This is a genomic window from Xanthomonas maliensis, from assembly GCF_009192945.1.
Lineage (GTDB): Bacteria > Pseudomonadota > Gammaproteobacteria > Xanthomonadales > Xanthomonadaceae > Xanthomonas > Xanthomonas maliensis.
In genome coordinates this window covers 1-24,796 of sequence record NZ_NSET01000030.1, presented here as the reverse complement: position 1 = coordinate 24,796, position 24,796 = coordinate 1, and the positions used below count along the sequence as shown (strand labels likewise).

Here is a 24,796-nt window from a genome sequence, read left to right as displayed (position 1 = left end):
AGCACGCAACGCGGCCTGGCTGATCGCGCCACTCGCGCAACTCATCTTTGCGGTAGCGCTTGGCCCGCATCCCTACACACGGTGGGGTGGCTGCCGCGCGGCTTGCGATGTCCACGCCCACGCGGTACACCTGCGGCCTGCCGCTCTGGTCGCCACCATGTCGCCGTCCGTTTCACTGCCCTCGTCCAAGGTTCTGCTCCATCGCCTGATGGCGGCATTGCTGCTGTCCGCCTGGCTGGCCGGCTGCCATCCGGATGCAGGATCGACGCTGCGGGCCACCACCAGCACCACCAAGCAACCGGCCCCCAATGCTGCCGGCACCGCGGCCGCTGATGAGGATGGCGGCGACGATCCGATCGATCAGGCCGCGCTGGCAAAGGCACTGCAGGCGCTGCAGCCGCAACGCCCCGGCATCACCGATCTCTACGTGGTCGGCTTTGCCGGCGATGCCGGCGACGACGTGTTCCGCAACGAAACCCTGTATCTGCGCCAGCTGTTCGAGCAGCGCTTCGGCGCGCAGGGGCGCGTGGTCACCCTGGTCAATCACCCCGACAACCTGGGCGAGCATCCCTACGCGCCGCTGGCGACCTACGACAACCTCTACGACACACTTGCGGCGATTGGCCAACGCATGGACCGCAAGGAAGACGCATTGCTGCTGTTCGTCACCACCCATGGCACCGAGGACCACACGCTCTACGTCAAGGTGGATGACGACGAAGAGGACTTCATCAGTCCACAGGATCTGCGCCAGGCGCTGGACGATGCCGGCATCGACAACCGCATCATCGTGTTGTCGGCCTGCTACTCCGGCGGCTTCATCCCCGCCCTGCGCTCGCCAGGCACCCTGATCCTCACCGCTGCGCGTGCGGACCGGCCCTCGTTCGGATGCGGTAATACCTCCAACGCCACCTACTTCGGCCAGGCCTGGTTGATTGACGGCATGAACCGGAGCGAGGACCCACTGGCCGCCTTCGCGTTGGCACGCACCGAGATCACCGCACGCGAACGGCGCGAAGGCGAACGTCCGTCGTTGCCGCAGCAGGACGAGGGCAAGCAGATCGGCGAGGTCCTGGCACGTTGGCGCGCAGGACTGCACCTCGGCCCCGCGGTTCCCTATCCGTACCCGCCGCTGCCGATAACAGACCAACCCGACGCCTCCAACGACGCGCCGCAGGCAATCACCACGCAAACGCCTGCCACGGCGGCGGCAGCAGACGTCGGCAAGCAGCTGCCGCACCGCCAGTGAGCCGCGTCGATTGCGTCGCGTCTTGAGAGCAATTCTCGTTTCGTCACCACACAGCCGCCGCCGCTACACTGACGCGGCCAGCCAGCGCACCGCCAGCCAGCATCGATCCCGCCAGCGCGCCTTCGCCTGCCAGCCCGGATCCTACGACGCCTCCCTTGCGGAGGCGTTCGTGCGTCTGGCCCACAGCAACGTCGCCATCGCCAACGCATGACAGTCCGCCATTGCCAATAGCGCAAGCCTGTGCGATCGCGGCCATCGGCGCCGCCGTTGGCGAGCACCGACGACGCTGTCCTCGCCGCCTCCGCTGCATGCCGTCGCTCGCGAAGGCGCTGCTCGCCGCGCTCAGGGATCGGCGTGCTGCAGGCGATAGACCGTGTTGGCCGTGTATTGACCGGTGGGCAGCGTCGCCCGCACCTCGACCCGATGCTCGCCCAGCGCCAGCGTGGTCGGCAGCGACGCGCGCCACAAGTGCTTGGACGGCGTCGCCTCGGGCGAACGGTCGTAGCCGCGCAATTGCTCGGCGGCATCGTCGCGCGCGTTCTCGGCCAGTACGCGCGGATCGCCGCGTTCCACCCGCTTCATCGGCTGCCAGGGACCGCCGTCGATGCGAAACTCCACCGGGGTATCGTCCTGGCCCATGAACACGTTGGCGTAGACGCCCCACGCCGCATACGCCCCCTGCCGCAGCACCTTCGGCGCCGACAGCAGCAGCTGTGCGTCATCGGCGGCGCGCGCAGCGTGGTAGGCCAGTGTGTACTCGCCACCGGGCGCCACCTGCAGCACCGCGTAGCCGTTGGGCGTGCCATCGCTCATGGTCGCATCGGGAATGCCGGAGGCATCCTTCACCCCCGACCAGAACGCACCGCAAGCAGCGCCGACGTTGTATTCGTGCAAGGGACGTGCGCCCGTCCAGCCTTCGTCGGCGCCGTGATAGGCATGCCGCTGGGTATGGCTGTGCCCGCTGAGCACCAGCACGTTGGGAAAGTCCTTCAACAGTGCGAACAAGCGCCGGCGATCGGCATGGCGGAAGGTTTCCTCCCCCGGCGCGGCATCGAACAGATGGATATGCATTCCCAGCACCAGCAGACGCTCGCGCGGCAGCTGCGCCAGATAGCGCTGCAGAAAGGTGAACTGGTCCTCGCGCAAGCCGCCGGCATAGTTGGGCTTGGCACCGGGGGTATAGACCACATCGTCGAGGAACACGAAGCTGGCGTTGCCCTCTTCCACCGCATAGGTGTCCGGCCCGTAGACCGCGCGCCAGGACTCCAGCGAATGCAGATCGTCGTGGGCATCGACGTTGAGGTCGTGGTTGCCCGGCACATGGAACCACGGCACGCCGAGTTGGGTGGTCACCTTGTTCAGGGCCGGATACAGACTCAAATCGTCGCTGACGATATCGCCCAGGGTGGTGCCGAGCCGCGCCGAGGTCTTGCCGACCAGCGGGACCACGATATCGCGCTGGTAATAGCCGACATCGGTGAGGGTGGCGGTCTGGCTGTCGGCGAACACCAGCATCTCGAAGCCCTTGCCGGTGGCCGCCTGGTCGCGCGGGGTCAGCGCGAAATTCCAGTCGTGGGTTTGGGCGCCGGTGGCAGGAATCGTCTTGTATCTGAGCTTGACCGAACCGGTTGGAGCATAGTGGCGCCAGAACGCCGGCAAGCCATCGGCCGCAGGCACGAAGCGGCGGTCGCCCGGTTTGATCACGAACACCGTCTGCCCGTCGCGCACCGGCAGGCGATAACGCCCCTGCGCATCGGTGCGGACGATCTGCTCGCCATTGGACACCGCGATATCGGCCAAGCCAGGCTCGCTGGCGCTGCGCCCGGCCTTGCCGTCGCGCTCTTCATAGACGATGCCATCGACGATCGCATCGCGCGCGTGCGCGCTTGCCGCACACAGACCGAGGGCCAGAAGCGCGTAACGCAATTGCATGGGACTTCCCGCTGAGAAACTACGGGGAATTGTAACTGCGCGCAGCGCAGCCGTGCCGCAGGCGGCGGCGATGGGCGCGTCACGCACAGGCATCCGTGCAGTCGGTCACGCCATGCGCGCGGGAATGGCTGCCCGCTTGCGCATCCGGCGAGCATGCGCCCCGTGGCAGCGCCTATCGGTGGCGCGCTTCCAACACCGCCACCGCATCCCCCAACCCCAGCCCACGGGCACGCAGCAGCACGATCAGGTGGTACAGCAAATCAGCCGATTCGCCGAGCAGCTCCGCATCGCCCTGCACCACGCCGGCCAGCGCGGTTTCCACGCCTTCCTCGCCCACCTTCTGCGCGATACGGCGCGTGCCCTTTTCGAATAGCTGAGTGGTGTAGCTGCCCGGCGGACGCTCGCGCTCGCGCGTGGCAATCAAAGCATCCAGGCTGCCGAGGAACTGCGCCGGGGCCTGCGGAAAGCAGCTGGCGCGCCCCAGATGGCAGGTGGGCCCGTGCGGGCGGGCGGTCACCAGCACGGTGTCGGCATCGCAGTCGGTCTGGATCGCCACCACCCGCAGCACATGCCCGGAGCTTTCGCCCTTGGTCCACAGGCGTTGCTTGCTGCGGCTGAAGAACGTGACCTCGCCGCGCTGCTGGGTCACCGCGAGCGCTTCGGCATTCATGTAGCCGAGCATCAGTACCCGCAGATTGTCCGCGTCCTGCACGATCACCGGCAGCAGACCATCATCTTTGGCCCAATCCAGCGCGTCCAGCCCCTCGCCCACGGTGGCGTCTTCAGTGCCCATCGCGTACCTCGATCTGTTGCGTGCGCAAGAAGCGCTTGAGTTCGGGAATCGGCATCGCCCCGCTATGGAAGACGCTGGCGGCCAGCGCGCCATCGACATCGGCCTGGTCGAACACATCGGCGAAGTGCTGCAGCTCGCCGGCACCGCCGGAGGCGATCAACGGCACCCGACACAACGCACGCACCTGCCGCAGCTGGGCGATATCGTAGCCGCGCCGCACGCCATCGTTGTCCATGCAATTGAGCACGATCTCGCCGGCCCCCAGACGCTGCGCTTCGTCCACCCAGTCCAGGGTGCGCATCGGCAAGGCCTGGGTCTTGCTGGGATCGCCGGTATAGCGGCGCACGCGCCACTGTCCATCGGCCTCGCGGATCGAGTCGATGCCGACCACCACGCACTGCACGCCGAAGGCATCGGCCAGTTCCGAAATCAGCGCCGGGCGGCCCAGCGCCGGTGAATTGATCGAGATCTTGTCGGCGCCGGCATGCAGCACCGCACGCGCGGTCTCCACGTTGCCGATGCCGCCGGCGACGCAGAACGGAATGTCGATCAGCCGCGCCACCCGCTCGACCCAGCCGTAATCCACCGAGCGCCCTTCGGGGCTGGCGCCGATATCGTAGAACACCAACTCGTCGGCGCCCTGGTCGCGATAGCGCAGCGCCAACTCGACGATGTCGCCCATGTCGACGTGATCGCGGAACTTGACGCCCTTGACCACGCGGCCGTGGCGCACGTCCAGGCAGGGAATGATGCGGCGACTCAGCATGCCAGCGCCTCCCGCAATTGCAGATGCCCTTCCAGCAAGGCCTTGCCGAGCACGATGCCGGCGCAGCCCGCCGCCTTGGCGGCGGCGACGTCGGTCAGCGCGCGTGCGCCGCCGGACACCTGCACCTGCAACTGCGGCGCCAGCTGGCGCAGGTGCGCGTACAGCGCCATGTTCGGACCAGACAGCATGCCGTCGCGCGCGATGTCGGTGCACAACAGGTGCTGCAGCCCAACCTCGGCATAGCGCACCGCCAACGCATCGAGCGTGGCTTCACCGGCCTCGGTCCAGCCGTGCACCGGCAATTGCCAAACCCCGTCAGCGTCCTGCCGGGTATCCAGCGCGATGGTCAGGCGCTCGGCGCCGAACTCGCGCAGCCAGCCGATCACCGTTTCGCTCTCGCGCACTGCCAGCGAACCGACCACCACCCGTGCGGCGCCTGCATCCAGCAGGCGTGCCACGTCCTCGCGCGAACGCACGCCACCGCCGGTCTGCACCTGCAAGCCGGTGCTGTCGACGATCTGCCGCAGCAACGCGCTCAAGGTGTAGCCGCCAGCCTTGGCCGCGTCGAGATCGACCAGGTGCATCCAGCTGGCGCCGGCCTCGACAAACGCACGGGCGCGCGGCAATACATCGTCACCGTACTGGGTCTCGCGGGCGTAATCGCCTTGCAGCAGGCGCACCACGCGGCCGTTGCGGATATCCAGCGCCGGGTAGACAGTGAAACTCATGAAAAATTCATCTCAAGGAAATTGCGCAGGATGCGCGCGCCGGTCTCGGCCGAGCGTTCGGGATGGAATTGCGCGCCGCAGCGCAAACCTTGCTGCACCACCGCGGTAAACAGGCCGCCGTGATCGCAGGCGGCCACGGTGTCGGCCGTCACCGGCGCGGCATAGCCGTGCACGAAATACGCGCTGGAGCGTTCGGGCAGGCCAGCGATCAGCGGCGATTCGCGCAGCGGCAGCAGGCGATTCCAGCCCATATGCGGCACCCGGATGCCCAGCGCCGGCGTCATGTGCCGGACAATGCCCGGCAGCAGCCCCAGGCAGTCGACGTCGCCTTCCTCGGAATGCTCGAACAACAACTGCATGCCCAGACAGATGCCGATCAGCGGCACCTGCAACTGCTGCAGCGGCGCGATGAGGCCCTGCGCCTGCAAGCGCGCCATCGCTTCCGGCGCGGCACCCACGCCCGGCAGGATGACCCGCTCGGCGCCTTCCAGACCGGCAGCATCGCGCACCACCCGCGCCTGCACGCCCAGGCGCTCGAGCGCATAGCGCACCGAGCCCAGGTTGGCGCCGCCGGCATCGATCAAGGCCACATCGGTCATAGCGCACCCTTGGTCGAGGGCAGCGCCGTGCCTTCGCGACGGATGGCCTGGCGCAGCGCACGTGCCAAGGCCTTGAAGCAGGCCTCGACCTTGTGATGATCGTTGTCGCCGCGCACGCTCAGATGCAAATTCAATCCCGACGCATCGCACAACGAGCGAAAGAAATGCGGTACCAGCTCGGTGGGCATGTCGCCGACCCGCTCGCGGGTGAACTGACCGTCGAACACGAAGTACGGCCGTCCGCTGAAATCCAGCGCCGCACTGGCGATGGTTTCGTCCATCGGCAGGGTGAACCCATGCCGCGCGGTAGCGCCGGCCACCCGCCACGGACTGTCGTCCGGATCGAACCCGTAGCGGCCGATGCCACGCTTGTCGCCCAGCGCCTCGCGCAACGCCTGGCCCAGAGCCAACCCGGTGTCCTCGATGGTGTGATGCTCGTCGATGTGCAGATCGCCTTCGGTACGGATGTCCAGCGCAAAACCACCGTGCTTGCCGATCTGCTCGAGCATGTGGTCGAAGAACGGAAGGCCGGTGGCGGTGTGCGGTTCGGCGAGGCGATCCAGGTCCAGCTCCACCCGGATACGGGTTTCCTTGGTCGTGCGCTGGACCAACGCGCAGCGCGGCGCATCGGCCAGCGCATGCGCGATGCCTGCCCAGTCCCACTCGCCGCCAAACTGCGCGGTGCGGAGCTGGAAGCCGCGGATATTGAGGTTCTGCGCAAACTGGATGTCGGTCGGGCGATCACCCACCATCGCCGACCGGCTCCAATCGATGCTGCGATCCTGCAGATAGGACACCATCAGGCCGATGCCGGGCTTGCGCGTGGGCGCATTGTCGGCCGGCCAGCTGCGGTCGATCAGCACGTCACGGAAGTGAATGCCCTGGCTGGCAAAGATCTGCAGCATCAGATCGTTGGGACCATCGAAAGCAGCCTGCGGATAGGCATCGCTACCCAGGCCATCCTGGTTGGTGACGATCACGAACTGGTAGCCGGCATCGCGCAGCTTGAGCATTGCCGGAATCACGCCGTCGACGAAGCGCAGCTTCTCGAAGGCATCGATCTGGAAATCCTCCGGCTCGGCGATCAAGGTGCCGTCGCGGTCGACGAACAGGATCGGGCTCATGCGGCCTCCTGCCGGCGCTGCAGCGCGCCCAGCACGCGATCGTTCTGCTCGCGCGTCCCCAGGGTGATGCGCAGGGCATCGCCCAACCGCGGGACCGCGCGTTGGTCGCGCACGACGACTCCTGCCTCCAACAAGGCCTGGAACGCTGACTCAGCGTCGTCGAAACGCAGCAGCAAGAAGTTGCCTTGCGATGGATACACCTGGCGCACGCCGGCCAACTGCGCCAGCGCCACCTGCATGCGCTCGCGCTCTGCACGAATCTCGTCGATGCGCCGACGCGTCACCTCCAGCGCCGGTGCCGACAGCGCCTGCTCGGCCATCCGCGCACACGGTGTGGGCACCGGATACGGCGCCTGGCAGCGCCGCAGCAGGCCGATCAGCGCGGCATCGGCGATCAGGCTGCCGATGCGTGCGGCGGCCAGCGCGTGCGCCTTGGACAAGGTCCGCAGCACTGCCAGATTGGTATAACGGGACAACAACCCGACCGCCGAGGGCACGTCGGAGAACTCGCCATAGGCCTCGTCCACCACCACCAGGGCCTTGCCTTGCAGACGTTGCAAGGCGTTCTCGATCTCCTCCAACGCGATCGCCGAGCCGGCCGGGTTGGAGGGCGAGCACAGGAACACCAGCTTGGCGCGTGCAGCCAGCGCGGCGTCCACGATCGCCGGAATGTCGGCGCGGAACCCGTCCGCACCATCCACCAACGGGACCTCCACCAGCGGAGCGTTCTGCAGCCGCGCGCACACCGCATACATGCCGAACACCGGTGGGGTGACCACCACCGCATCGCGCTCGGGCACGCACAGCCCGCGCACCAGTAGATCGATCGCCTCGTCGCTGCCGCGGCCGATCAGCAACTGCTCCGGCGCGCAACCGTAGAGCTGCGCCAGCGCGCCACGCAGCGCGCCCGGCTGCGGATCCGGATAACGCCGGGTACTCGCGCCCGGATCGGCCGGATTGCCCCAGGCCGCTTCGTTGGCGTTGAGCCAGACCTCGCCTTGCAGCGCGCTGGTGCGCGCCGAGGAATAGCCGACAAACGCGCGCAGATCCTCGCGCACCAACTCCAGGATGGAGGACGCGCTCATGCCGCCACCCCCATCCGCAGCGCCACGGCGTTGGCGTGCGCATCCAGGCCCTCGGCCCGCGCCAGGATCAGCGCGCAATCGCCGATGCTGGCAATGCCGGCCTGGCTGGCGGCCTGCACGCTGACCATGTTCTGGAAGCTGGCCACGCTGACGCCGCTATACGCGCGTGCGGCGCCACTGGTCGGCAGCACGTGGTTGGTGCCGCTGCAATAATCGCCCAGTGCCTCGGGGGTGTAGTCGCCCAGAAACACCGAACCGGCGGCCTCGACCTGCTCCAGCCACGCGCGCGGATCGCGCAAGGCCAGGATCAGATGCTCGGGCGCGTAGCCGTTGCTGATCGCAAACGCTTCCTGCAAGGTCTGCACCTTGATCAGCCGCGATTGCGCCAGCGCCTGGCGTGCGATCTCGGCGCGCGAGAGCTGCGCCAGTTGCCGCTCCAGCTCCACCTGCACCGCTGCGATCAAGGCATCGCTGTCCGAGAGCAGCAGCACCTGTGAATCCGGACCGTGCTCGGCCTGCGACAACAGATCGGCCGCCACGAAGGCCGGCTGCGCGCCGGCATCGGCGATCACCAGTACTTCCGACGGCCCGGCCGGCATGTCGATCGCCGCCGCACCGGATTGCGCCACCTGCTGCTTGGCTTCGGTGACGAAGCTGTTGCCCGGGCCGAACAACTTGTCGCAGCTCGGCACACTGTCGGTGCCATAGGCCATCGCGGCGATCGCCTGCGCACCGCCGAGCTTGAACACGCGGTCCACGCCGGTCAGGCGCGCAGCGACCAGCACCGCCGGATCGACGCTGCCGTCCTTGCGCGGCGGCGTGCACAGCACCACCTCGCGGCAACCGGCCAGGCGCGCGGGCACGCCCAGCATCAGCGCGGTCGACGGCAGCGGTGCACTGCCGGCCGGCACGTACAACCCAACCCGTCCGATCGGACGGACGATCTTCTCGCAGACCACGCCCGGGGCGGTTTCCACTGCGTAGCCGCTGCCCATGCCGGCGCGGTGGAAGGCCTCGATGCGCGTGACCGCCTCCTGCATCGCCTGCCGTAGTTCCGGGGCAACGCTGGCTTCGGCTGCGGCGAATTCGGCCGCGTCCACTGCCAGCGCATCCAGCGACACGCCGTCGAAGCGCGCGGTGATGGTGCGCAGCGCGGCATCGCCGCCTGCGCGCACCTCAGAGATCAATGCGGCCACTGCCTCACGTGTTTGCGTCGCCACGGTCTGCACCGGCCGCGTCAGCGCCTGCGCGCGCGCGGCGGCATCCAGGCGGTTCCAATCGAGACTATTCATGCCAGCGAGCGCTCCACCGTCAATACCATCAAGCCTTGCGCACCTGCGCGTTCCAGTTCTTCCAGGCGTTGCCAGGTCACCGCGCCATGGCACATGGTCTGCAGCCGCAGCGCGCCCTGGCCATCGTCGGGCAATTGCACCAGCGGATCGGCATCGGGCAGCAGGCGACGCAACGCATCCACGTCGCCCTGCTCGGCGCGAAACATCAGCAACTTGCTGTCGCGCACCTTGAGCACGCCGTCCATGCGCCGCAGCAACATGCTCAGCAAGCCGGCACGGGCATCGCTGGGCGCGCGCACCGCACCGGCCAGCACGGCTTCGCTTTGCATCACCAGTTCCACCGGCTTGAGCTGGTTGGCGGCCAGGGTCGCGCCGCTGGACACCAGGTCGCAGATCAGATCGGCCGTGCCCAGCCGCGGAGCGATCTCCACCGAGCCGGAGAGTTCGACCACCGTGGCGGCCACGCCCTGCCGCTCGAGCCAGTCGGCGAGGATGGCCGGGTAGCTGGTGGCGATGCGCTTGCCGGCCAGCTGTTGGACGCCCTGCCAATCCCATTCCTCCGGCACTGCCAGCATCAGCCGGCATTGACCGAAGGCCAGGCCACGCAGCGCGTGGTAGGCCTGCGGGACGCCCGCCTGACGGCGTGCGGCCGCCTGCTCGTCCAGCTCGTTCTGGCCAACGATGCCGAGGTCGCAGACGCCATCGGCGATCAGGCCCGGGATGTCGTCGTCGCGCACCAGCAACAGGTCTACCGGCAACGACTCGCCATAGCAGAACAACTTGTCGCGGCTCTGCCGCCAGCTCAGCCCGCAGGCCGCCAGCAGACTGCGTGCCGGCTCGGCCAGACGGCCACTCTTCTGGATGGCGATACGCAACCGGTCGCGTGCCGGTGCTGCCGTGGAAGCACTCATCGTGGTCTCTCAGTGGGAGTCGAGGGGGCGGGCGGCTTGCTCGCGCAACGCGGCGGCATAGCCACCAGCGCCCTGGTCCAGCGTGCGCGCCACGCGCCCGATGGTGGTGACGCTGACCTGGGTCAGCTCGTGGATCTCGCGGTACGGCACGCCCTTGACCAGCAGCGGCACCACCCGCCAGCGGTCGGACATGGCCTCCAGCTCGGCCGGTGTACACAGGTCGCGTAGGAACGCGGCGACCTCTTCCGGGCGACCGAGCTGAGCCAGTGCATGCGCCAACGCCTGGAACGAGGCGCTGTTGCTGCGCTCAGCAGTGGGGATGGGACGTTGTTTCATTGCACTAATGTAATAGCGCGCTAATACATTGGTCAAGCCTTGGGGCGTGGACATCCTGGAACGACAGGCTGGAACGACAGGGGCTGGGACGTCCCGCCGGTCTCTCCTGACGGGGTCGCCGGCGGCCTGCGAGATGCTGCGGCAGTTCATGCCGGAAGCCTTTATCGCCGACGACGCCAGACAGGTGGATGCAGCGTCGTTGGCATTGCTCTACCGCGCGGTCGCGGCCGCCCAGGCCACCCAGCCGAACGATGAAGGCCTGGAAAGGCAGCTGCAGATCCTGGCACTGCTACGCGTACGCGGCCAGGCCACGGCCAACCAACTGAATGACGCCGGCGACGCGCTGTTGCACGCGCATCGCATCGAAGAGGCACGCCAGCGATTGGCCGAAGGCAGCCACCCCGAGTGGCTGGCCTGGCTGCGCTTCGACGATCACCTGGGCGCGGGAGAACATGGCCCGACCCTGTGGACACTCGATGACAGCGGCACGGTGATGCAACGGCGCGCAATCGACCTGGGGCCAACCCAGATCCTGGTCACCGCCGGCCGTCACTTCTCCGCCGACGCGGCCCGTGCGATCGCCGCCGCCCCCGCGCTTGGGCCGGTGTTCCGCCGCCATGCCCTGTGGTTGACGCCGCCGCCAAGCAGCGAGGACATCACCGCGCTGCGGAGCTGGAACCGCAGCCATCCGCACATACCGCTGCATCCGCTCTACGACGCGGCGGAATGGCCGCTGCTGCCCCACCCCTGGGTAATGCCGACCTTCCTGCTGGTGCGCGACGGCCAGGTACGCGCGCAATTGCAGGGATGGCCGACCGACGATCGCGCACAACTGCGCGCACTGAAGTCCATGCTGCGCGCAGCCGGGTTGCTCACCCAGCCCCAGCACACGCCACGCGCATGACAGCCTGACGGCGGACCGCAGGAGCGGCCGCCGGCTGGCGCCTCAGGCCATGACCTTGGCCTGCTCCAGCTCCACCTGCAGCGTGCTAGCCAGTTCCTCGCGTGGCACGTCGAACTGCTGCTCGCGCACCAGATCCTTGACCGCCACCACGCCGCGCGCCAGCTCGTCGTCGCCAGCCAGCACCACGAAGCGGATGCCGGCGCGGGCGGCATACTGAAACTGCTTGCCGATCTTCTTCGGCTCCATCTGCACTTCGGTGTTGATGCCACCGATGCGCAGCCGGCGGGCGATATCCAGTGCATCGTCCAGCCGCGCCTCGTCCATCAACGCCACCATCGCCTGCACGCTGCTCTCGGCGATGCCCTGAATCAGGCCAGCCTCGCGCAGTTGCCAGAACAGCCGAGTCAGCCCGATCGAGATCCCCACGCCGGGCAGCTTGGACTTGGTGTAATGGCTGGCCAGGCTCTCGTAGCGACCGCCCGAGCAGATCGAACCGATCTGCGGGTGATCGACCAGGCTGGTCTCGTAGACGGTGCCGGTGTAGTAATCCAGTCCGCGCGCGATGGAGAAATTCAGGCAATACGCGCTTTCGGGCACGCCCAGCGCCTTGACCAGTTCGAGCACAGTGCGCAGTTCGTCGGCACCGTCCTGCAGATCCTGGTTGCTGCCGCTGCGCGCGCCCACTTCATTGAGCACCCACGCGATCCTGTCCAGCGCATCGGCATGCGACGTCGAGCGGATCTTGGCGAAATCCAGGATACGCTGCACCGCATCCTCGGCCAGCCCGAAGTCCGGACCGACCAAGGTGGCGCGCACGTCCTCGGCGCTGCGCTTGTCGAGCTTGTCGACCTCGCGCAGCACCAGCGCCTGTTGCTGCGCATCGGCCACGCCCTGGGCCTGGAAGAAACCACGCAACAGCTTGCGGTTGTTCAACTGGATGCGGAACTCGCCGATCCCCAGCTCAGCAAACACGGCATGGATCACCGCCAGCACCTCGGCGTCGTAGCGGATGCTCAACACGTCCTTGCCGATGACGTCGATGTCGCACTGGTAGAACTCGCGGAAGCGCCCACGCTGGGCACGCTCGCCGCGATACACCCGCTGCATCTGGTAACGGCGGAACGGGAAGCTCAGGTCGTGCTCGTGTTCGGCAACATAGCGCGCCAGCGGCACGGTCAGATCGAAGCGCAGCGCCAACTCCGGCAGGCCGCCCTCGCCGCTCTCGGCGGCAGCGGCGTTGGCCAGCGCGCCGGTGGATTGCACGAAGTACACCTGCCGCTCGGTCTCGCCGCCGGACTTGGTCAGCAGCACGTCGGACAGCTCGAACACCGGGGTTTCGATCGGCAGGAACCCGAACCGCTCGTAGTTGCGGCGGATGACGTCCAGCATGCGCTGGAACGCGATCTGCTCGCGTGGCAGCAGTTCCATGATGCCGGGCGGCGTACGGGGCTTGATCACGAGCGAAACTCCTAACGGGACGGTGGGGCGAACGCGCAATTCTACCGGCTACCGGCCGCGCTGGCCGCATGGCGTATCATTCATGCATCCCCGCAGCACGTGCCCCATGTACCGGCAGCTTTCCGACCCCAGCGCGACCTGCCCGGCACCGAACGACGATCCGGCCGGCGATTGCGCGCTGTGCGCGGTCCGCGGCCGCGCCATTTGCGCGGCACTGTCGCCGCAGGAAATGGCAGCGCTCGACCAGGTCACCACGGCACAGGCCCATGCGCCGGGCAGCACGCTGGTGCGCGCAGGCGAGACGCGCCAGCACGTCTACACCCTGACCTCCGGTGCATTGCGACTGGTGCGCACCCTGGCCGACGGCCGCCGCCAGATCACCGGCTTCGTCCTGCCTGGCGACTATGTCGGCCTGACCGAGACCCCGCAGCACCGCCACGACATCGAAGCGATCATCGATAGTCGGGTCTGTCGTACGCCACTGGCGCAGATGCGGCAACTGCGCGAACGCTATCCCCCGCTGGAGCGCAAGCTGCTGCAGCGCGCCAGCATGGAACTGGCCGCCGCCCAGGACACCGGCCTGTTGCTGGCCCGGCTGCAACCCAGCGAGCGCCTCGCCCACTTCCTGTTGCGCCTGGCAGCCCGCTCCACCCAGCCGGGTGCCGCCGGCGACACAGTGGCGCTGCCGATGAGCCGCAGCGACATCGCCGACCATCTTGGCCTGACCATGGAGACGGTCAGCCGCACCTTCACCAAGCTCAAGCAGCAGCACTTGCTCGCGCTGCCACAGCTGCACCTGGTGCAGATCCTCGACTATCCCGCGCTGCGCCGGCTGGCCGGCGACACGGTCTAGCGCCACCTAGCGCTGCGAAGCAGAGGTGCGAGCAGCAGATGCGGCGGCCACACCAGCGCCGCAGCCGCGTTGCAGCAGCTGCGATCCGCGCAACCAGGCCCGATCCGGGTAATAGGCGAACACGAATCCGCCGTTGCGCAAGCTGTCGATCAAGGGCTTGGCCACTGCCGGGCGCACGGCCGGGCAGCCCAGGCTGCGCCCAAGCCGGCCCTGGCTGCGGATCAAGGCCTCGCTGACGTACGGTGCACCGTGGATGACGATGGCGCGGTCGCGCGCATGGTCGTTGAAGCCCGGCTCCAGTCCCTGCAGGCGCAGCGAATAGCCGTTCTGGCCGGTATAGGCCTCCTGCGCGGTAAAGGCCCCGAGGCTGGACTGGAAGCTGCCGTCGTCGTTGGAAAAATGTGCGGCCAGGTTGCTGCCGGTATTGCGACCGTGCGCCACCCACTCTTCGAACAGCAGCTTGCGCCGGGTCAGGTCGAACACCCACAGCCGCCGCTGGGTGGACGGGCGACGGTAGTCGATCACGCTCAGCACGCCGTCATCGCCCACCTGGCCGCGCTGGCGGGCGCAGTGCAAGGCGTCGGTGGCCAGGCGCAGCACCTGGCGGTCCAGCGCCGGCGCCTGCCGGGCCAGGGTATCGACCAGGCCGCTGCGCGTGGCCCCCAGCGCAGGCACGGTCGGTACGGTAAACGTGTCGGCGGCGAGCGCCGCGGCAGCCGTCGTCCACCCGCAGATCAGGGCGACGACGGCGATCCATCGATGAGACATGCACAATCCACCACGTCGCGGTGCCACGCGGACCCGCACCCGTTAGAAATAGCCGCCGCTGCGCTTTTTTCCAAGCCCAGCCGCCTGAACAGGTTGTGCTAGAGCGTGTTATGTCCTTTGAGGTGAGTGCGAAGCGTCCTGTGCCGCGTCGAGACGAGGCGTGCGCTTGGCCGCCTGGCCAAGGCGCGCAACGCGGTCTCGGCGCGCCACAGGACGCTTCTTGGAGGGTTGGCCGTCAGCGGCACGAGCGCGCTCCGCACCGCTGACGACCAACGCATCTCATCTCAACGTGCACAACACGCTCTAGGCCGGCTCGGCCAGCAATCGCTGCCGCAGCGCCGGGTAGTCCGGCGCCAGCGGCTCGGCATGCGCCGGGCGCTGCAGCAGCGCCGCCAGGGCCGGCGGCACCTCCACGTCACGTCCGATCAATGGCTCGACCACGCCTTCGAACTTGGCCGGGTGCGCGGTGGCCGCGACGGCCCAATCGCCGGTGCCGCCTTCGGCGCCCTCGGCACGCAGCTGCGCGAGCACGTGCACGGCGGTGGCGGTATGCGGGCAATGCACCTCGCCATAGCGCGTAAAGCGCTGCTGGATGGTGTGACGGATGGCCGCATCGTCCACCGACAATGCGCGGAATTCCTCGCGCAATGCCGCGTCGTCGCCGTTGTAGAGCCAGCGCAATCGCTCGAAGTTGCTCGGCGCGCCCACGTCCATCGCGTTGGCCACCGTCGCCACGCTGGGCTGCGGCACGTAATCGTCGCCAGCGAAGTAATCCGGCAATACGTGGTTGGCATTGGACGCCAGCGCGATGCGTCCCAACGGCACCCCGAGCGCCCGCGCCAGGATCGCCGCCAATCCATTGCCCAGATTGCCGGTCGGCACCACCAGGTTCAGCACCTCGCCCGAGGCCGCGTGATGCGCGAGCGCCGCATGCGCGTAGTAACTCATCTGCGGCAGCAAGCGTCCCAGGCTGATGCTGTTGGCCGAACTCAGCGGCACCTGCGCCTGCAGCGCCGCATCGTTGAGCGCCTGCTTCACCATCGCCTGGCAATCGTCGAAGCTGCCGGCCACCCGCAGCGCCTGGATGTTGTCGCCGAAGCAGCCCAGCTGGTGCGCCTGCCGCGGCGACACCCGTCCATCCGGATACAGCACCACCACCCGCACGCCAGGCTGGCGATGGAAGGCCGCGGCCACCGCCGCACCGGTATCGCCCGACGTCGCGACAAGGATGGTCAGCGGGCGATCGCTGCCGCGCCGCAGGCGGGTCAGGCAGGCCGCCAGGAAGCGTGCGCCGAAATCCTTGAATGCCGCGGTCGGGCCATGGAACAGCTCCAGCGCGTAGTCGCCGGGCGTGGCCAGCGGCACCAACGGTGCGGGGAAGTCGAAGGCCTCGCTGCAGATCGCCGGCAGCTCGGCGGCCAGCGCATCGCCGGCAAACAATGGCTGCAACAGCGCGGCGGCGGTTTCGGCCAGGGTGCGACCGGCATGCAGCTGACGCGCCGGCGGCAACTGCTGCGGCACATACAGACCGCCATCGGGTGCCAGCCCGGTAGCAATGGCCTGGCTCAGGCTGGTGGCGGGCGCGCCGCCGCGGGTGGAAATGAACATCAACAGGACTCCAAAGAAAGCAATGTCGGGGCCATGCCCAGGAGAACACCGGCAGGCGGTGGCGAGGTGGTCGGGATCTGCCGTGTGGCGGCCCGCCGCCGCGCGGTCATCCATCGCCACCGATGCGGCGCTATGCTGAGCGCACCTTCCCGTGGAGCCGGCAGATGATCAAGGTCAGCGTGATGTACCCGTACCGCGACGGCGCCCGCTTCGATCACGCCTACTACCGCGACCAACACATGCCGCTGGTGAGCGCGCGCATGGGACCGGCCTGTTTGAAATACACGGTGGACAAAGGCATCAGCGGCGGAGACGCCGGCAGCCCGCCGGCGTTCATCGGCATGTGCCACATCTTTTGCGCGTCGCAGGAAGCCTTCAATGCCAGCTTCGGACCGCATGCAGGCGAGATTCTGGGCGACATCGCCAACTACACCGACCTGACCCCGGTGATGCAGATCAGCGAAGTCATGGTTGGCTGAGCCGCGCGGCGCGTGCAGTGCAACATGCCGTGCATCGCACCGCCCTGCGCCCGCACCACGTCGCAGGCGCCGTGCCGCGGCAGCGCACTGTCGAGCAACAGCGCCCGACGCGCAGCGACCGGACGGCATCACGCGGGAATCGCACGCACTGCGAGGCGACCCGTACAGCCCGGATGACGCCACTGTGCTCGGTGCGTCGTCGATCCAGGACGACAATGACTCGATCCACACATCACTTGTTCTGACTCATCTTCTCTAAGGGCTGGCACGGCTCGACTCAGCAAGCGCAGCAGCCGGTCCGGCATGCGCCGCGCGCCCAATCGACCGACGCCCCGCCATCGGGTTCCGTCCGCCGCCACGCGCATCTTCGCAGCGGCGCCATCCGCTCGCGCGTTCGACCACGAACGTTACCAGATTACGAGCGCAGACGCGCCGTCCTTGCGACGCATCGCTTCGCGATGAGACGCGCATCGGCATCTGGCGCCAGCGAACGAGCAATCCGCTGCGGCCAGGCCCTTCTGAGCTTCCTGCGCGCCTGATCCGCCTGTGTAGTCACACAGCCAGTGCGAGCTACCGCTACATTACGGCAGCTCGACGCCTGAAAGACAGCAGGAGTGGGCACGCCAGCACAGGCGCAATGCGCACCCCAACCAGTGCTGATCTTCTGCCTGCACGTCTGATCGACGTGCTCGACTACGCGCATGCTCGACCATGCGCGCTATGGAAGCAACGCACAGATCGGTCTGCTCAGCGCGACAGTCCAGCCTCCGCACTATCTGGATAGGCGCCACGGGGACCATCGAGACAGACGAAGTTCTGCTCCTGGTTGGAATCGCCCCGGCCAGTCCACTGCGCCGCTTGCGGATAGCTGCACAGCGGACGCGTACGCAACACGCCTTGGGTTTGGTCGTCGTTGACGTATTTGGCGGCGATGATGCGATCGGGCGCGACGCCCTGCTCGACCCAGGCTTCCATCGCCGACAACACATCGTGCTGGCGGTCGACCGCCAACCCGGGTGCGCCATACAGCGCGCCAAACGCTGTCGCGCCCGGGCCACCGGTGAAATGGCCCATCCCGGGCACCATGAACAGGCGGAAGAACTGCTGCGTCTGCTGCAATGCTTGGTCGTCGCTGATTGCAGATGCGCTGCCAGCACGCAGCTTTGCAACGACCGATTCGTAATAGGCGATCATTCCGCGCGGCGGCACCACGGGATCTTCCCAGCCGATGTACAGCAGAAGCTTGCCGTTGCGCGCGCGGAACCGGCTCAGATCCGGCGACGTTGCGTTGATCACGTGGGCCAGCCGCTGACCGGCGATGGAGGTACGGTTGGTGAGGGCGACATCGCTGTCGAAGTTGACCTTGGTATGGTCGAACGAGGCGCTAGGGGTGTTGAACACCATGTTGGCGAAGAACTGATTGGCCAGCAGCGCATGCCCACCGCCCGGTATCGTGGCGTTGCCGGTGACCCAGCGGTCCCAGAAGGTCGGCAGGGCGACGGCGAACGGCTCAAACCCATAGTAAATGCGCTGTCCGGTCCGCGGATTGACCGGACCGCTCAGAATCGAGTCCAGTGCCATGATCTGGTCTGCAGTCAGGCAACTGTCGGTTTCGGCGGCAGCGCACAGCAGCACGCTGGGATCGAAGCGGCACAGACGCGGATCGTTGACCACCCCGTCTGCGGTCAGATCCTTGGCATCGCATTGGGCAAGTGCCGCGGCCTGGATCGCCGGCAGCTTGGCCATCGTGATGGTGGCCGCCGGATTGCCGAACTCGGCATCTTCGGACCACAGCCAGGAAAATGCGTTGTGGGTCCAGTCGGCGGACGGCGCATCGGCAATCACGCCATCGAACGCATTCGGATAGCGCTGCACGGCCATCAGCGCATCGCGGCCACCGTTGGAGGAGCCAAAAAAGTAGGAATAGCGCGGTGCGCTCTGCGTATATGCAGACACGATTTGCTTGCTGTCGACGGCCGTCTTGATCAGCGCCCGGTATCCCCAGTCGATGATTTTCTGGGGGTGGTTGAGCGCGAAACTTGCATCGCCGACCGTCGCACGATGACCACCATCGGTGGTGGCGGTGGCGTAGCCACGGCGCAAGGCAAAACCTAGCGAGTTGTACTGGATCGTGCCGGCAAACACCACCGTACCGACCTGCAGATATTTCGCGTTCCAGCCGGAAGAAGGGATCCAGACTTCGAAACCGATCTCCGAATCGCTGTTTGGCCGCGCAACGCCGACCACACGGCAGAACGCCGGCAATCCTTTGACAACGGTGCCGTCGGGCGCGGTGAAATTGCCTGCAGGCACATCGTCGGCCGTGCTGATCGTCGTCGACGGTACCGACAATTTCAGCAGATCCGCGCAGGAAGCAAACGCCGATGTCGCCACGAAGCACAAACCGGTTGCAACCACCACTGGGCCGAGCACGCTCGGCCAGTCCAATCGAGCCATGAAGAATTCCTCGTCAGGCAAGAAGCGGATTTACCGTCTCGACCGGGCGGTCGGGACACCGAACACTCCACATGGCATCTCACGGCGCGCACATCATGATGTCGCCCTGCGTCGGGATGTAAGCCCCTGTCCGCCGCAGGTGACACAGCTTTGCCTGCCGATCGATCGCCATGCCCATGGGCATGGACGTGGGCTTGGATGCTAGCGGCGACCGCAAAATGCCAGATGGCAGAAACGAACGCTGCTATGTGGAAACGAAGCGCGCAAATGTCTGTACGCACAGTGCAGTGGACTCGCAATTCAAAGCGATGTCCGGGTCACAGATCATCGGCATGCGCAGCTGCCGCACGCATGCATCGGCGCCAGCGCAGGGTCTGCGTGCAACGGTCAACTCAGGTCCCTTGCGTGCAGAACGCGCGCTCGATCACGTTGCAGACGGCATTGCCGGAACCACACGCCTCAACCGCGGCGCGCCCACAACTGGTCCCGTGCGCGCTACAGCAGCCTGGCGCCCGGGCAGTTCAGCGCAGACACCCAACTCTGGCTGCCGAAGCCGGCATTGGCGAATGCAGCCTGCACAGGCGCTGCGGCTGCCTCGGCTGCAGCGCGCGTGGCGAACCAGGCAAACACGCTGGGGCCAGCTCCGGAAATGCCCGCACCCATCGCACCCGCAGCCAACGCGGCGGCTTTGGCTGCGTCGAAGCCGCAGATCAACGGCGCACGCCGCGGCTCGATCAGCACATCGCGCATGCCTGCGCGAACCAGCGATTCATCACCGGCATGGCAGCCCGCCAACACCAAAGCAAGATTGGCGCTCTGCGCCACGAATTCATCGAGCCGATAGTTGCCGGCCAGCGCTGCGCGCGCGCGGCGCGTTTCCAGCACCGCATCCGGATGCACGACCAAGCTATGCCATGCCGCGGGCACTGGCACCGGCACGACCCGCTCCAACGTGGACAGCACCAAGCCTCCTAACAACATCGGACCCAGGTTATCGCCATGGCGACTGCCACTGGCCACCGCTTCGCCGTCGAGCGCGTGCAGATAGAGCTGGTCCGGTGACAACGGAGCCTCCAACAGCGCATTGGCCGCTACCAGCGCAGCCACGCACGACGCCGCCGACCCGCCCATGCCCGAACTGAGCGCTATCCCCTTGTCGATCTCCAGCTCGAAGCCAAACGGCAACGCCAACGCGGTACGCAGCGCGATCAATGCCGCCCCCGCGGTGTTGCGTTCGGCCTTCAGCGGAAGCTCGACAGCCGCACCACGGATCGCGGCAATGCGTACTTGCGGCGCATCGATACGGCGCACGGTCACCGTATCGCCAACGCCGTCCAATGCATAACCAAGCAGATCGAACCCGACCGCCACGTTGGCCACCGAGGCCGGGGCGAACGCTCGTGCCTCGCGCGGCGCGGAATGCCCCGCACCTGCGCGCAGCGACGACAGATCTGTAGGGTTCATAGCCGCGCGCCCTCACCTGCCGCCACGCGCAGCAGATCGGCGAACACGCCTGCGGCGGTCACTTCCGGCCCCGCGCCCGGGCCTTGTACCACCAACGGGTTCTCGCAGTAGCGACGCGTGGTGAACTGCACCACGTTGTCGGTTAGGCGCAGGTTGGCAAAGCCATGGTCGGCCGGCAATTCGACCAGCCCGACGCTGGGCGCACGATCAGGCGGTAGCTGCGCCACGTAGCGCAGCACGTTGCCACGCGCACGCGCATCGGCCAGCCGCTGCGCGAACACCGTATCCACTTCGGAGAGCCGAGCCATGAAATCGTCCACGCTGGCCTGACGCAGCCCTTCCGGCACCAGGCTTTCAACCTGCACATCTTCCAGGCTGATGGAGCGCCCTGCTTCGCGCGCCAGGATCACCAGCTTGCGCGCCACGTCAACGCCGGACAGATCGTCGCGCGGATCCGGTTCGGTATAGCCCATACCGCGCGCGGCGGCGACCAGTTCGGAGAACGGCACGCTGCCGTCGTACTTGTTGAACAGCCAGGCCAGGGTGCCGGAGAAGATGCCTTCGATCGAGGTCACCGTATCGCCGGTATCGACCAGATCGCGTAAGGTGGTGATCACCGGCAGCCCTGCCCCGACCGTGGCCTCGTAGCGGAAGCGCGCGCCGCTGGCGTCTGCAGCCGCACGGATCGCCTGGTAGCGTGCCAGCGGACCGGAGCCGGCCTGTTTGTTCGGCGTCACCACATGGATGCCGGCCGCCAGCCAGCTGGCATAGCGCTCGGCAACCTCGGCACTGCCGCTGCAGTCGATGATCACCGCATGCGGCAGATGCGCTGACAGCAGATGCTCGGTGAAGCGCTCCAGATCCGTCCGGTCCGTTGCCGCGGCGAACGCCTGCCGCCAATCGCCGACCAGGCCGCGCTCGTCCAGCAACATGCGCCCGCGCGACACCACCGCCCGCAGCCGCAGGTCCAGGTTCGCCTTGCCCAGCAGCTGCGGCTGCGCGCTGCGCAGTTGATCCAGCAACGCCGCACCCACATTGCCCGGCCCGATGACGCCCACCGAGAACGTCTGTGGCGACAGCCAGAAGCCCGCATGCGCTGCACGCAGGGCCTTGGTGGCATGGGCCGCATCGATGGCGACGGAGATATTGCGCTCGGACGAGCCCTGCGCAATGGCCAAGATGTTGACCTGCGCACGTCCCAACGATTCGAACAACCGTGCTGCCACGCCGGGCTGCCCGGTCATGCCATCGCCAACGGCCGCCAGCACGCTGATGCCGGTGGTCAGCTGCACGCGTTGCACTTGGCCAACGCTCAGTTCGTGCGCAAAGGCCTGCAGCAACGCATTGCGAGCGCGCTCGGACTCATGCTGCTTGACCACGCAACAGATCGAATGCTCCGACGAGCCCTGCGAAATCATCACCACCGAGACCTGCGCGGTGCGCAAGGCCGCGAACACCCGCTCGGCGGTACCGGGCACGCCGATCAAACCGGTGCCCTCCAGGTTCAGGACCGCCAGGTCCGGGCTCAGCGTCAGCCCCTTGATCGGCCCGCTCACCGCGCTGCTGGCGGTGATGCGCGTGCCGGGATGCTCCGGCTGGAAGGTGTTGCGGATGATGATCGGCAGCCCACGCTCGATCGCCGGCGACATGGTCTGCGGGTGCACCACCTTGGCGCCGAAATAGGCCAACTCACAAGCTTCGTCGTAGCTGAGTGCCTCCAACTGCACCGCTTCGGGCACCACCCGCGGATCGGCCGACAGCACACCGTCGACGTCGGTCCAGATATGCAACTCGTCGGCGTCGAATAGCGCGGCGAAGATCGCCCCGGAATAATCGCTGCCGTTGCGGCCCAAGGTGGTGATGCGATTGGCGCGATCGCGTGCGACGAAACCGGTCACCACCACCCGTTTATGCGGATGCGCCTGCCGCCAATCGGCCAGGCGCTGCGCGCTGGTCGCCCAGTCCACATCCACACCCAGCTCGCCGCGGTTGACCACCAGTACCTCGCGCGCGTCCAGCACCGCGCAGTCCTCACCCAATGCGCGTAGATAGTCGCCAAGCAATTGCGCCGAATACACCTCGCCCAGGCCCTGCACGCGATCGAGTACCTCGCGCGGCAACTCGCCGATCACCGCCAGCGCCGCCAGCACCTGTTCCAGCTGCGCAAACCGTGCATCCAGCCACTCCACCGTCGGGCCGGAATGCTCGCCGAGCAAGGCCACCGCCGCGGCGCGATGGCGCGCACGCGTTTCATGCCAACGCTCGCGCCACTCCGGGCGATCCTGTGACGCCAATTCGGCCAGCCCGATCAAGGCATCGGTCACGCCCTTCATCGCCGACACCACGGTGACCTGCACCGCTTCGTCGCGCGCCAGCAACAGGCCGGCGACATGCCGATAGCGCTCGGCATCGGCCACCGACGTGCCGCCGAACTTGTGCACCACGGTGCGGGAGGACGCGACAGAGACGGCAGCGGGTTCGGGCGAAACGGCGAGCGATGACATCGACAGACCTCGTTGGGAGGCCCCGTCCGCATCAGGCTGGGAGGGAAACCCCCGCATCCTGATTCGGGTGCGGGGCCGTTGTTTTCGGAAGTTACGCGAAGACGACGGGCCGCACCGGGCGAATGGTGACGGTAGTAATCATGGTGGTGATACCGGCCACGGCCGGTCCCATCCGCAGGCACGGATCGGGGAGCGGCACAGCGGTGGAAGCAGCATCGATCATGACGTCAAAAGACATCAGCAAGCCAAGCGCTGTCAAGCGGCGCGTGCAAGCACCGTGGCGCGTCTGCAGGAACTCGCGCAGAAAACCTTGCGCGACAACCAGTTAAGCCAAGCCTCGCGCAGGCGATTGATTTCCATGGAAACTTTCCACCCGTCATAGACCTGTCGCATGCGCAAGGAAGGTGAGTCGCGATGCCGACCTGCCTGCGGTGCCGGCGGTCTGTTTCCCACGCCTGACTTCGCAGGACGGCGTGCGGCTTCGCCAGGTGCGGCTGCACAACGCGAGGTCTGCCCTGATTCATGACGGCGCGGGAGACCGCGACGTCAACGGTGGATGGATGCAGGAGGAGCGATTACGTTGGGCAGCAGCGTCGCTGCCTTGCTCATACCTCATTAGAGGCCACGCATGCGCTACTTGCTGCTGCAGCGGCGCGTGAGTGAGGTACCGATCGACGCGCCATCACGCGCTCCTCAAAGCACCTGCGGATTGAATTGCCACACGGCGTAGTTCAATGCCACTGCGAAGCTGACCCAGCCCAGGTACGGCACCAGCAACCACGCGGCCACACGCTGCCGTCTGGCAAAGCCCGCGATCGTCGCCGCCAGCGCCAACCACAGCGCGCAGATATCGACGAAGGCCAAACCGCCCAGATGCCACGCAAAGAACAACCAGCTCCACAGCCCGTTCAAGGCCAACTGCAGCACGAACAAGGCCAGCGCCCCACGCGCCCCAACCCAGCCATCGCGGCGCCACACCAACCACACTGCCACCGCCATCATCCCATACAGCACCGTCCAGACCGGCCCGAACACCCAACCCGGCGGCGCCCACTCGGGCCGATACAACCCCACGTAAAAGCTCGCCGCACGGATCGACGCCATCGCGCCCAGCCCAGCAACCGCGTAGCACAGGGCCAACCATCCAAGCAGCCCCACTCCAACCGACAAGCGACTTTTCACAATCATCTATCCATCCAGCAGCGCAGAACATGCGGTGGGGCAACATTGACATAGCGCGTGTCTAGCGGAGGAAAAGAATGCGATGCATTGGTGACAGCCCGGAAACCTCTAAATCGTGGTTGAATCAAATTTCTTATGGGCGAATGTCGGCTCTTCGGAAAAACGCTTCTTCAAGTCCAATCTCCGTCTCGTTGGGGACTGGTCCCGAATCGCCGTGATACTCAAAGCCGGGGCGTAAGCTCCCCCGATCCGCAGACACCGCATAAGTAGATCTTTCTGGCATCTTTCCCAAGTCAGGAGGTTC

General features: G+C 67.0%; 22 protein-coding genes and 1 pseudogene. 5 read left to right on the top strand and 18 right to left on the bottom strand.

All coding sequences use genetic code 11. The features are described 5' to 3' along the window. Positions 1-157: 157 nt before the first annotated feature. Positions 158-1,249, top strand: coding sequence for a C13 family peptidase (locus CKY51_RS09860; protein ID WP_081641342.1), 1,092 nt, complete (start codon positions 158-160; stop codon positions 1,247-1,249). A gap of 342 nt (positions 1,250-1,591) precedes the next feature. Here the strand turns inward: CKY51_RS09860 and CKY51_RS09855 are convergent, their stop codons facing one another. From CKY51_RS09855 to CKY51_RS09810, 10 genes are all read right to left on the bottom strand, one after another. Further along, positions 1,592-3,181 carry a calcineurin-like phosphoesterase C-terminal domain-containing protein gene (locus CKY51_RS09855; RefSeq protein WP_022971528.1) on the bottom strand — a complete coding sequence of 530 codons (1,590 nt, stop codon included), beginning with the start codon at positions 3,179-3,181 and terminating at the stop codon, positions 1,592-1,594. A 172-nt stretch (positions 3,182-3,353) separates the two neighbouring features. Then, the gene (gene hisIE, locus CKY51_RS09850) at positions 3,354-3,974 is read right to left on the bottom strand and encodes a bifunctional phosphoribosyl-AMP cyclohydrolase/phosphoribosyl-ATP diphosphatase HisIE (protein WP_022971527.1); all 621 of its coding nucleotides are present in this window, start codon (positions 3,972-3,974) and stop codon (positions 3,354-3,356) included. Further along, positions 3,964-4,740: an imidazole glycerol phosphate synthase subunit HisF gene (gene hisF, locus CKY51_RS09845; RefSeq protein WP_022971526.1), complete on the bottom strand. Its 777-nt coding sequence runs from the start codon at positions 4,738-4,740 to the stop codon at positions 3,964-3,966. Before hisF ends, hisIE begins: the two co-directional genes overlap by 11 nt. Continuing rightward, on the bottom strand, positions 4,734-5,468 hold the full coding sequence (hisA, locus tag CKY51_RS09840; RefSeq protein WP_022971525.1) for a 1-(5-phosphoribosyl)-5-[(5-phosphoribosylamino)methylideneamino]imidazole-4-carboxamide isomerase: 735 nt from the start codon (positions 5,466-5,468) through the stop codon (positions 4,734-4,736). The genes hisF and hisA overlap by 7 nt, the downstream gene beginning before the upstream one ends. Next, the gene (hisH, locus tag CKY51_RS09835; RefSeq protein WP_022971524.1) at positions 5,465-6,067 is read right to left on the bottom strand and encodes an imidazole glycerol phosphate synthase subunit HisH; all 603 of its coding nucleotides are present in this window, start codon (positions 6,065-6,067) and stop codon (positions 5,465-5,467) included. The genes hisA and hisH overlap by 4 nt, the downstream gene beginning before the upstream one ends. Continuing rightward, positions 6,064-7,191 carry a bifunctional histidinol-phosphatase/imidazoleglycerol-phosphate dehydratase HisB gene (gene hisB / locus CKY51_RS09830; RefSeq protein ID WP_022971523.1) on the bottom strand — a complete coding sequence of 376 codons (1,128 nt, stop codon included), beginning with the start codon at positions 7,189-7,191 and terminating at the stop codon, positions 6,064-6,066. The genes hisH and hisB overlap by 4 nt, the downstream gene beginning before the upstream one ends. After that, complete coding sequence (hisC, locus tag CKY51_RS09825; protein WP_022971522.1) at positions 7,188-8,276, bottom strand: histidinol-phosphate transaminase; 1,089 nt, start codon at positions 8,274-8,276, stop codon at positions 7,188-7,190. Before hisC ends, hisB begins: the two co-directional genes overlap by 4 nt. After that, positions 8,273-9,568: a histidinol dehydrogenase gene (gene hisD, locus CKY51_RS09820; RefSeq protein ID WP_022971521.1), complete on the bottom strand. Its 1,296-nt coding sequence runs from the start codon at positions 9,566-9,568 to the stop codon at positions 8,273-8,275. Before hisD ends, hisC begins: the two co-directional genes overlap by 4 nt. Next, entirely contained in the window at positions 9,565-10,479 is a 915-nt protein-coding gene (hisG, locus tag CKY51_RS09815) for an ATP phosphoribosyltransferase (RefSeq protein ID WP_022971520.1), read from the bottom strand. Before hisG ends, hisD begins: the two co-directional genes overlap by 4 nt. A 9-nt stretch (positions 10,480-10,488) precedes the next feature. Beyond that, the gene (locus CKY51_RS09810; RefSeq protein WP_022971519.1) at positions 10,489-10,815 is read right to left on the bottom strand and encodes a YerC/YecD family TrpR-related protein; all 327 of its coding nucleotides are present in this window, start codon (positions 10,813-10,815) and stop codon (positions 10,489-10,491) included. A 133-nt stretch (positions 10,816-10,948) separates the two neighbouring features. Here CKY51_RS09810 and CKY51_RS09805 point away from each other — a divergent pair, with 133 nt between their 5' ends. Further along, a complete protein-coding gene (locus CKY51_RS09805) occupies positions 10,949-11,719 on the top strand; it encodes a hypothetical protein (protein WP_022971518.1) in 771 nt (256 codons plus the stop codon). A gap of 42 nt (positions 11,720-11,761) precedes the next feature. On the opposite strand, the gene hisS is transcribed toward CKY51_RS09805, so the two are convergent. Further along, positions 11,762-13,177, bottom strand: a complete 1,416-nt coding sequence (gene hisS, locus CKY51_RS09800) for a histidine--tRNA ligase (protein ID WP_022971517.1) — start codon at positions 13,175-13,177, stop codon at positions 11,762-11,764. 229 nt (positions 13,178-13,406) lie between these two features. Between hisS and CKY51_RS22955 the strand changes: the two genes are divergently transcribed. After that, a complete protein-coding gene (locus tag CKY51_RS22955) occupies positions 13,407-14,030 on the top strand; it encodes a Crp/Fnr family transcriptional regulator (RefSeq protein ID WP_202902248.1) in 624 nt (207 codons plus the stop codon). A 6-nt stretch (positions 14,031-14,036) separates the two neighbouring features. Here CKY51_RS22955 and CKY51_RS09790 read toward each other — a convergent pair whose 3' ends face one another. Together CKY51_RS09790 and thrC are read right to left on the bottom strand one after the other, a co-directional pair. Then, entirely contained in the window at positions 14,037-14,798 is a 762-nt protein-coding gene (locus CKY51_RS09790) for a murein L,D-transpeptidase catalytic domain family protein (RefSeq protein ID WP_022971515.1), read from the bottom strand. 303 nt (positions 14,799-15,101) lie between these two features. After that, entirely contained in the window at positions 15,102-16,406 is a 1,305-nt protein-coding gene (thrC, locus tag CKY51_RS09780) for a threonine synthase (RefSeq protein ID WP_038219982.1), read from the bottom strand. Positions 16,407-16,570: 164 nt separating this feature from the next. Here thrC and CKY51_RS09775 point away from each other — a divergent pair, with 164 nt between their 5' ends. Further along, on the top strand, positions 16,571-16,885 hold the full coding sequence (locus CKY51_RS09775) for an EthD family reductase (protein WP_031339081.1): 315 nt from the start codon (positions 16,571-16,573) through the stop codon (positions 16,883-16,885). Between the two features lie 747 nt (positions 16,886-17,632). Here the strand turns inward: CKY51_RS09775 and CKY51_RS09770 are convergent. Further along, positions 17,633-19,288: a tannase/feruloyl esterase family alpha/beta hydrolase gene (locus CKY51_RS09770; RefSeq protein WP_152249174.1), complete on the bottom strand. Its 1,656-nt coding sequence runs from the start codon at positions 19,286-19,288 to the stop codon at positions 17,633-17,635. 230 nt (positions 19,289-19,518) lie between these two features. On the opposite strand from CKY51_RS09770, the pseudogene CKY51_RS09765 reads away from it, so the two are divergent. Next, positions 19,519-19,710, top strand: a pseudogene (locus CKY51_RS09765) (hypothetical protein); the annotation flags it as partial. Between the two features lie 127 nt (positions 19,711-19,837). Here the strand turns inward: CKY51_RS09765 and CKY51_RS09760 are convergent. The 4 genes from CKY51_RS09760 to CKY51_RS09750 form a co-directional block, all read right to left on the bottom strand. Next, entirely contained in the window at positions 19,838-20,806 is a 969-nt protein-coding gene (locus CKY51_RS09760) for a homoserine kinase (protein WP_022971510.1), read from the bottom strand. Beyond that, complete coding sequence (gene thrA / locus CKY51_RS09755; protein ID WP_031339075.1) at positions 20,803-23,310, bottom strand: bifunctional aspartate kinase/homoserine dehydrogenase I; 2,508 nt, start codon at positions 23,308-23,310, stop codon at positions 20,803-20,805. Before thrA ends, CKY51_RS09760 begins: the two co-directional genes overlap by 4 nt. A 91-nt stretch (positions 23,311-23,401) precedes the next feature. Beyond that, a complete protein-coding gene (locus CKY51_RS22445) occupies positions 23,402-23,548 on the bottom strand; it encodes a hypothetical protein (RefSeq protein ID WP_022971508.1) in 147 nt (48 codons plus the stop codon). A 455-nt stretch (positions 23,549-24,003) separates the two neighbouring features. Further along, entirely contained in the window at positions 24,004-24,498 is a 495-nt protein-coding gene (locus tag CKY51_RS09750; protein WP_031339074.1) for a TspO/MBR family protein, read from the bottom strand. Positions 24,499-24,796: the final 298 nt, after the last annotated feature.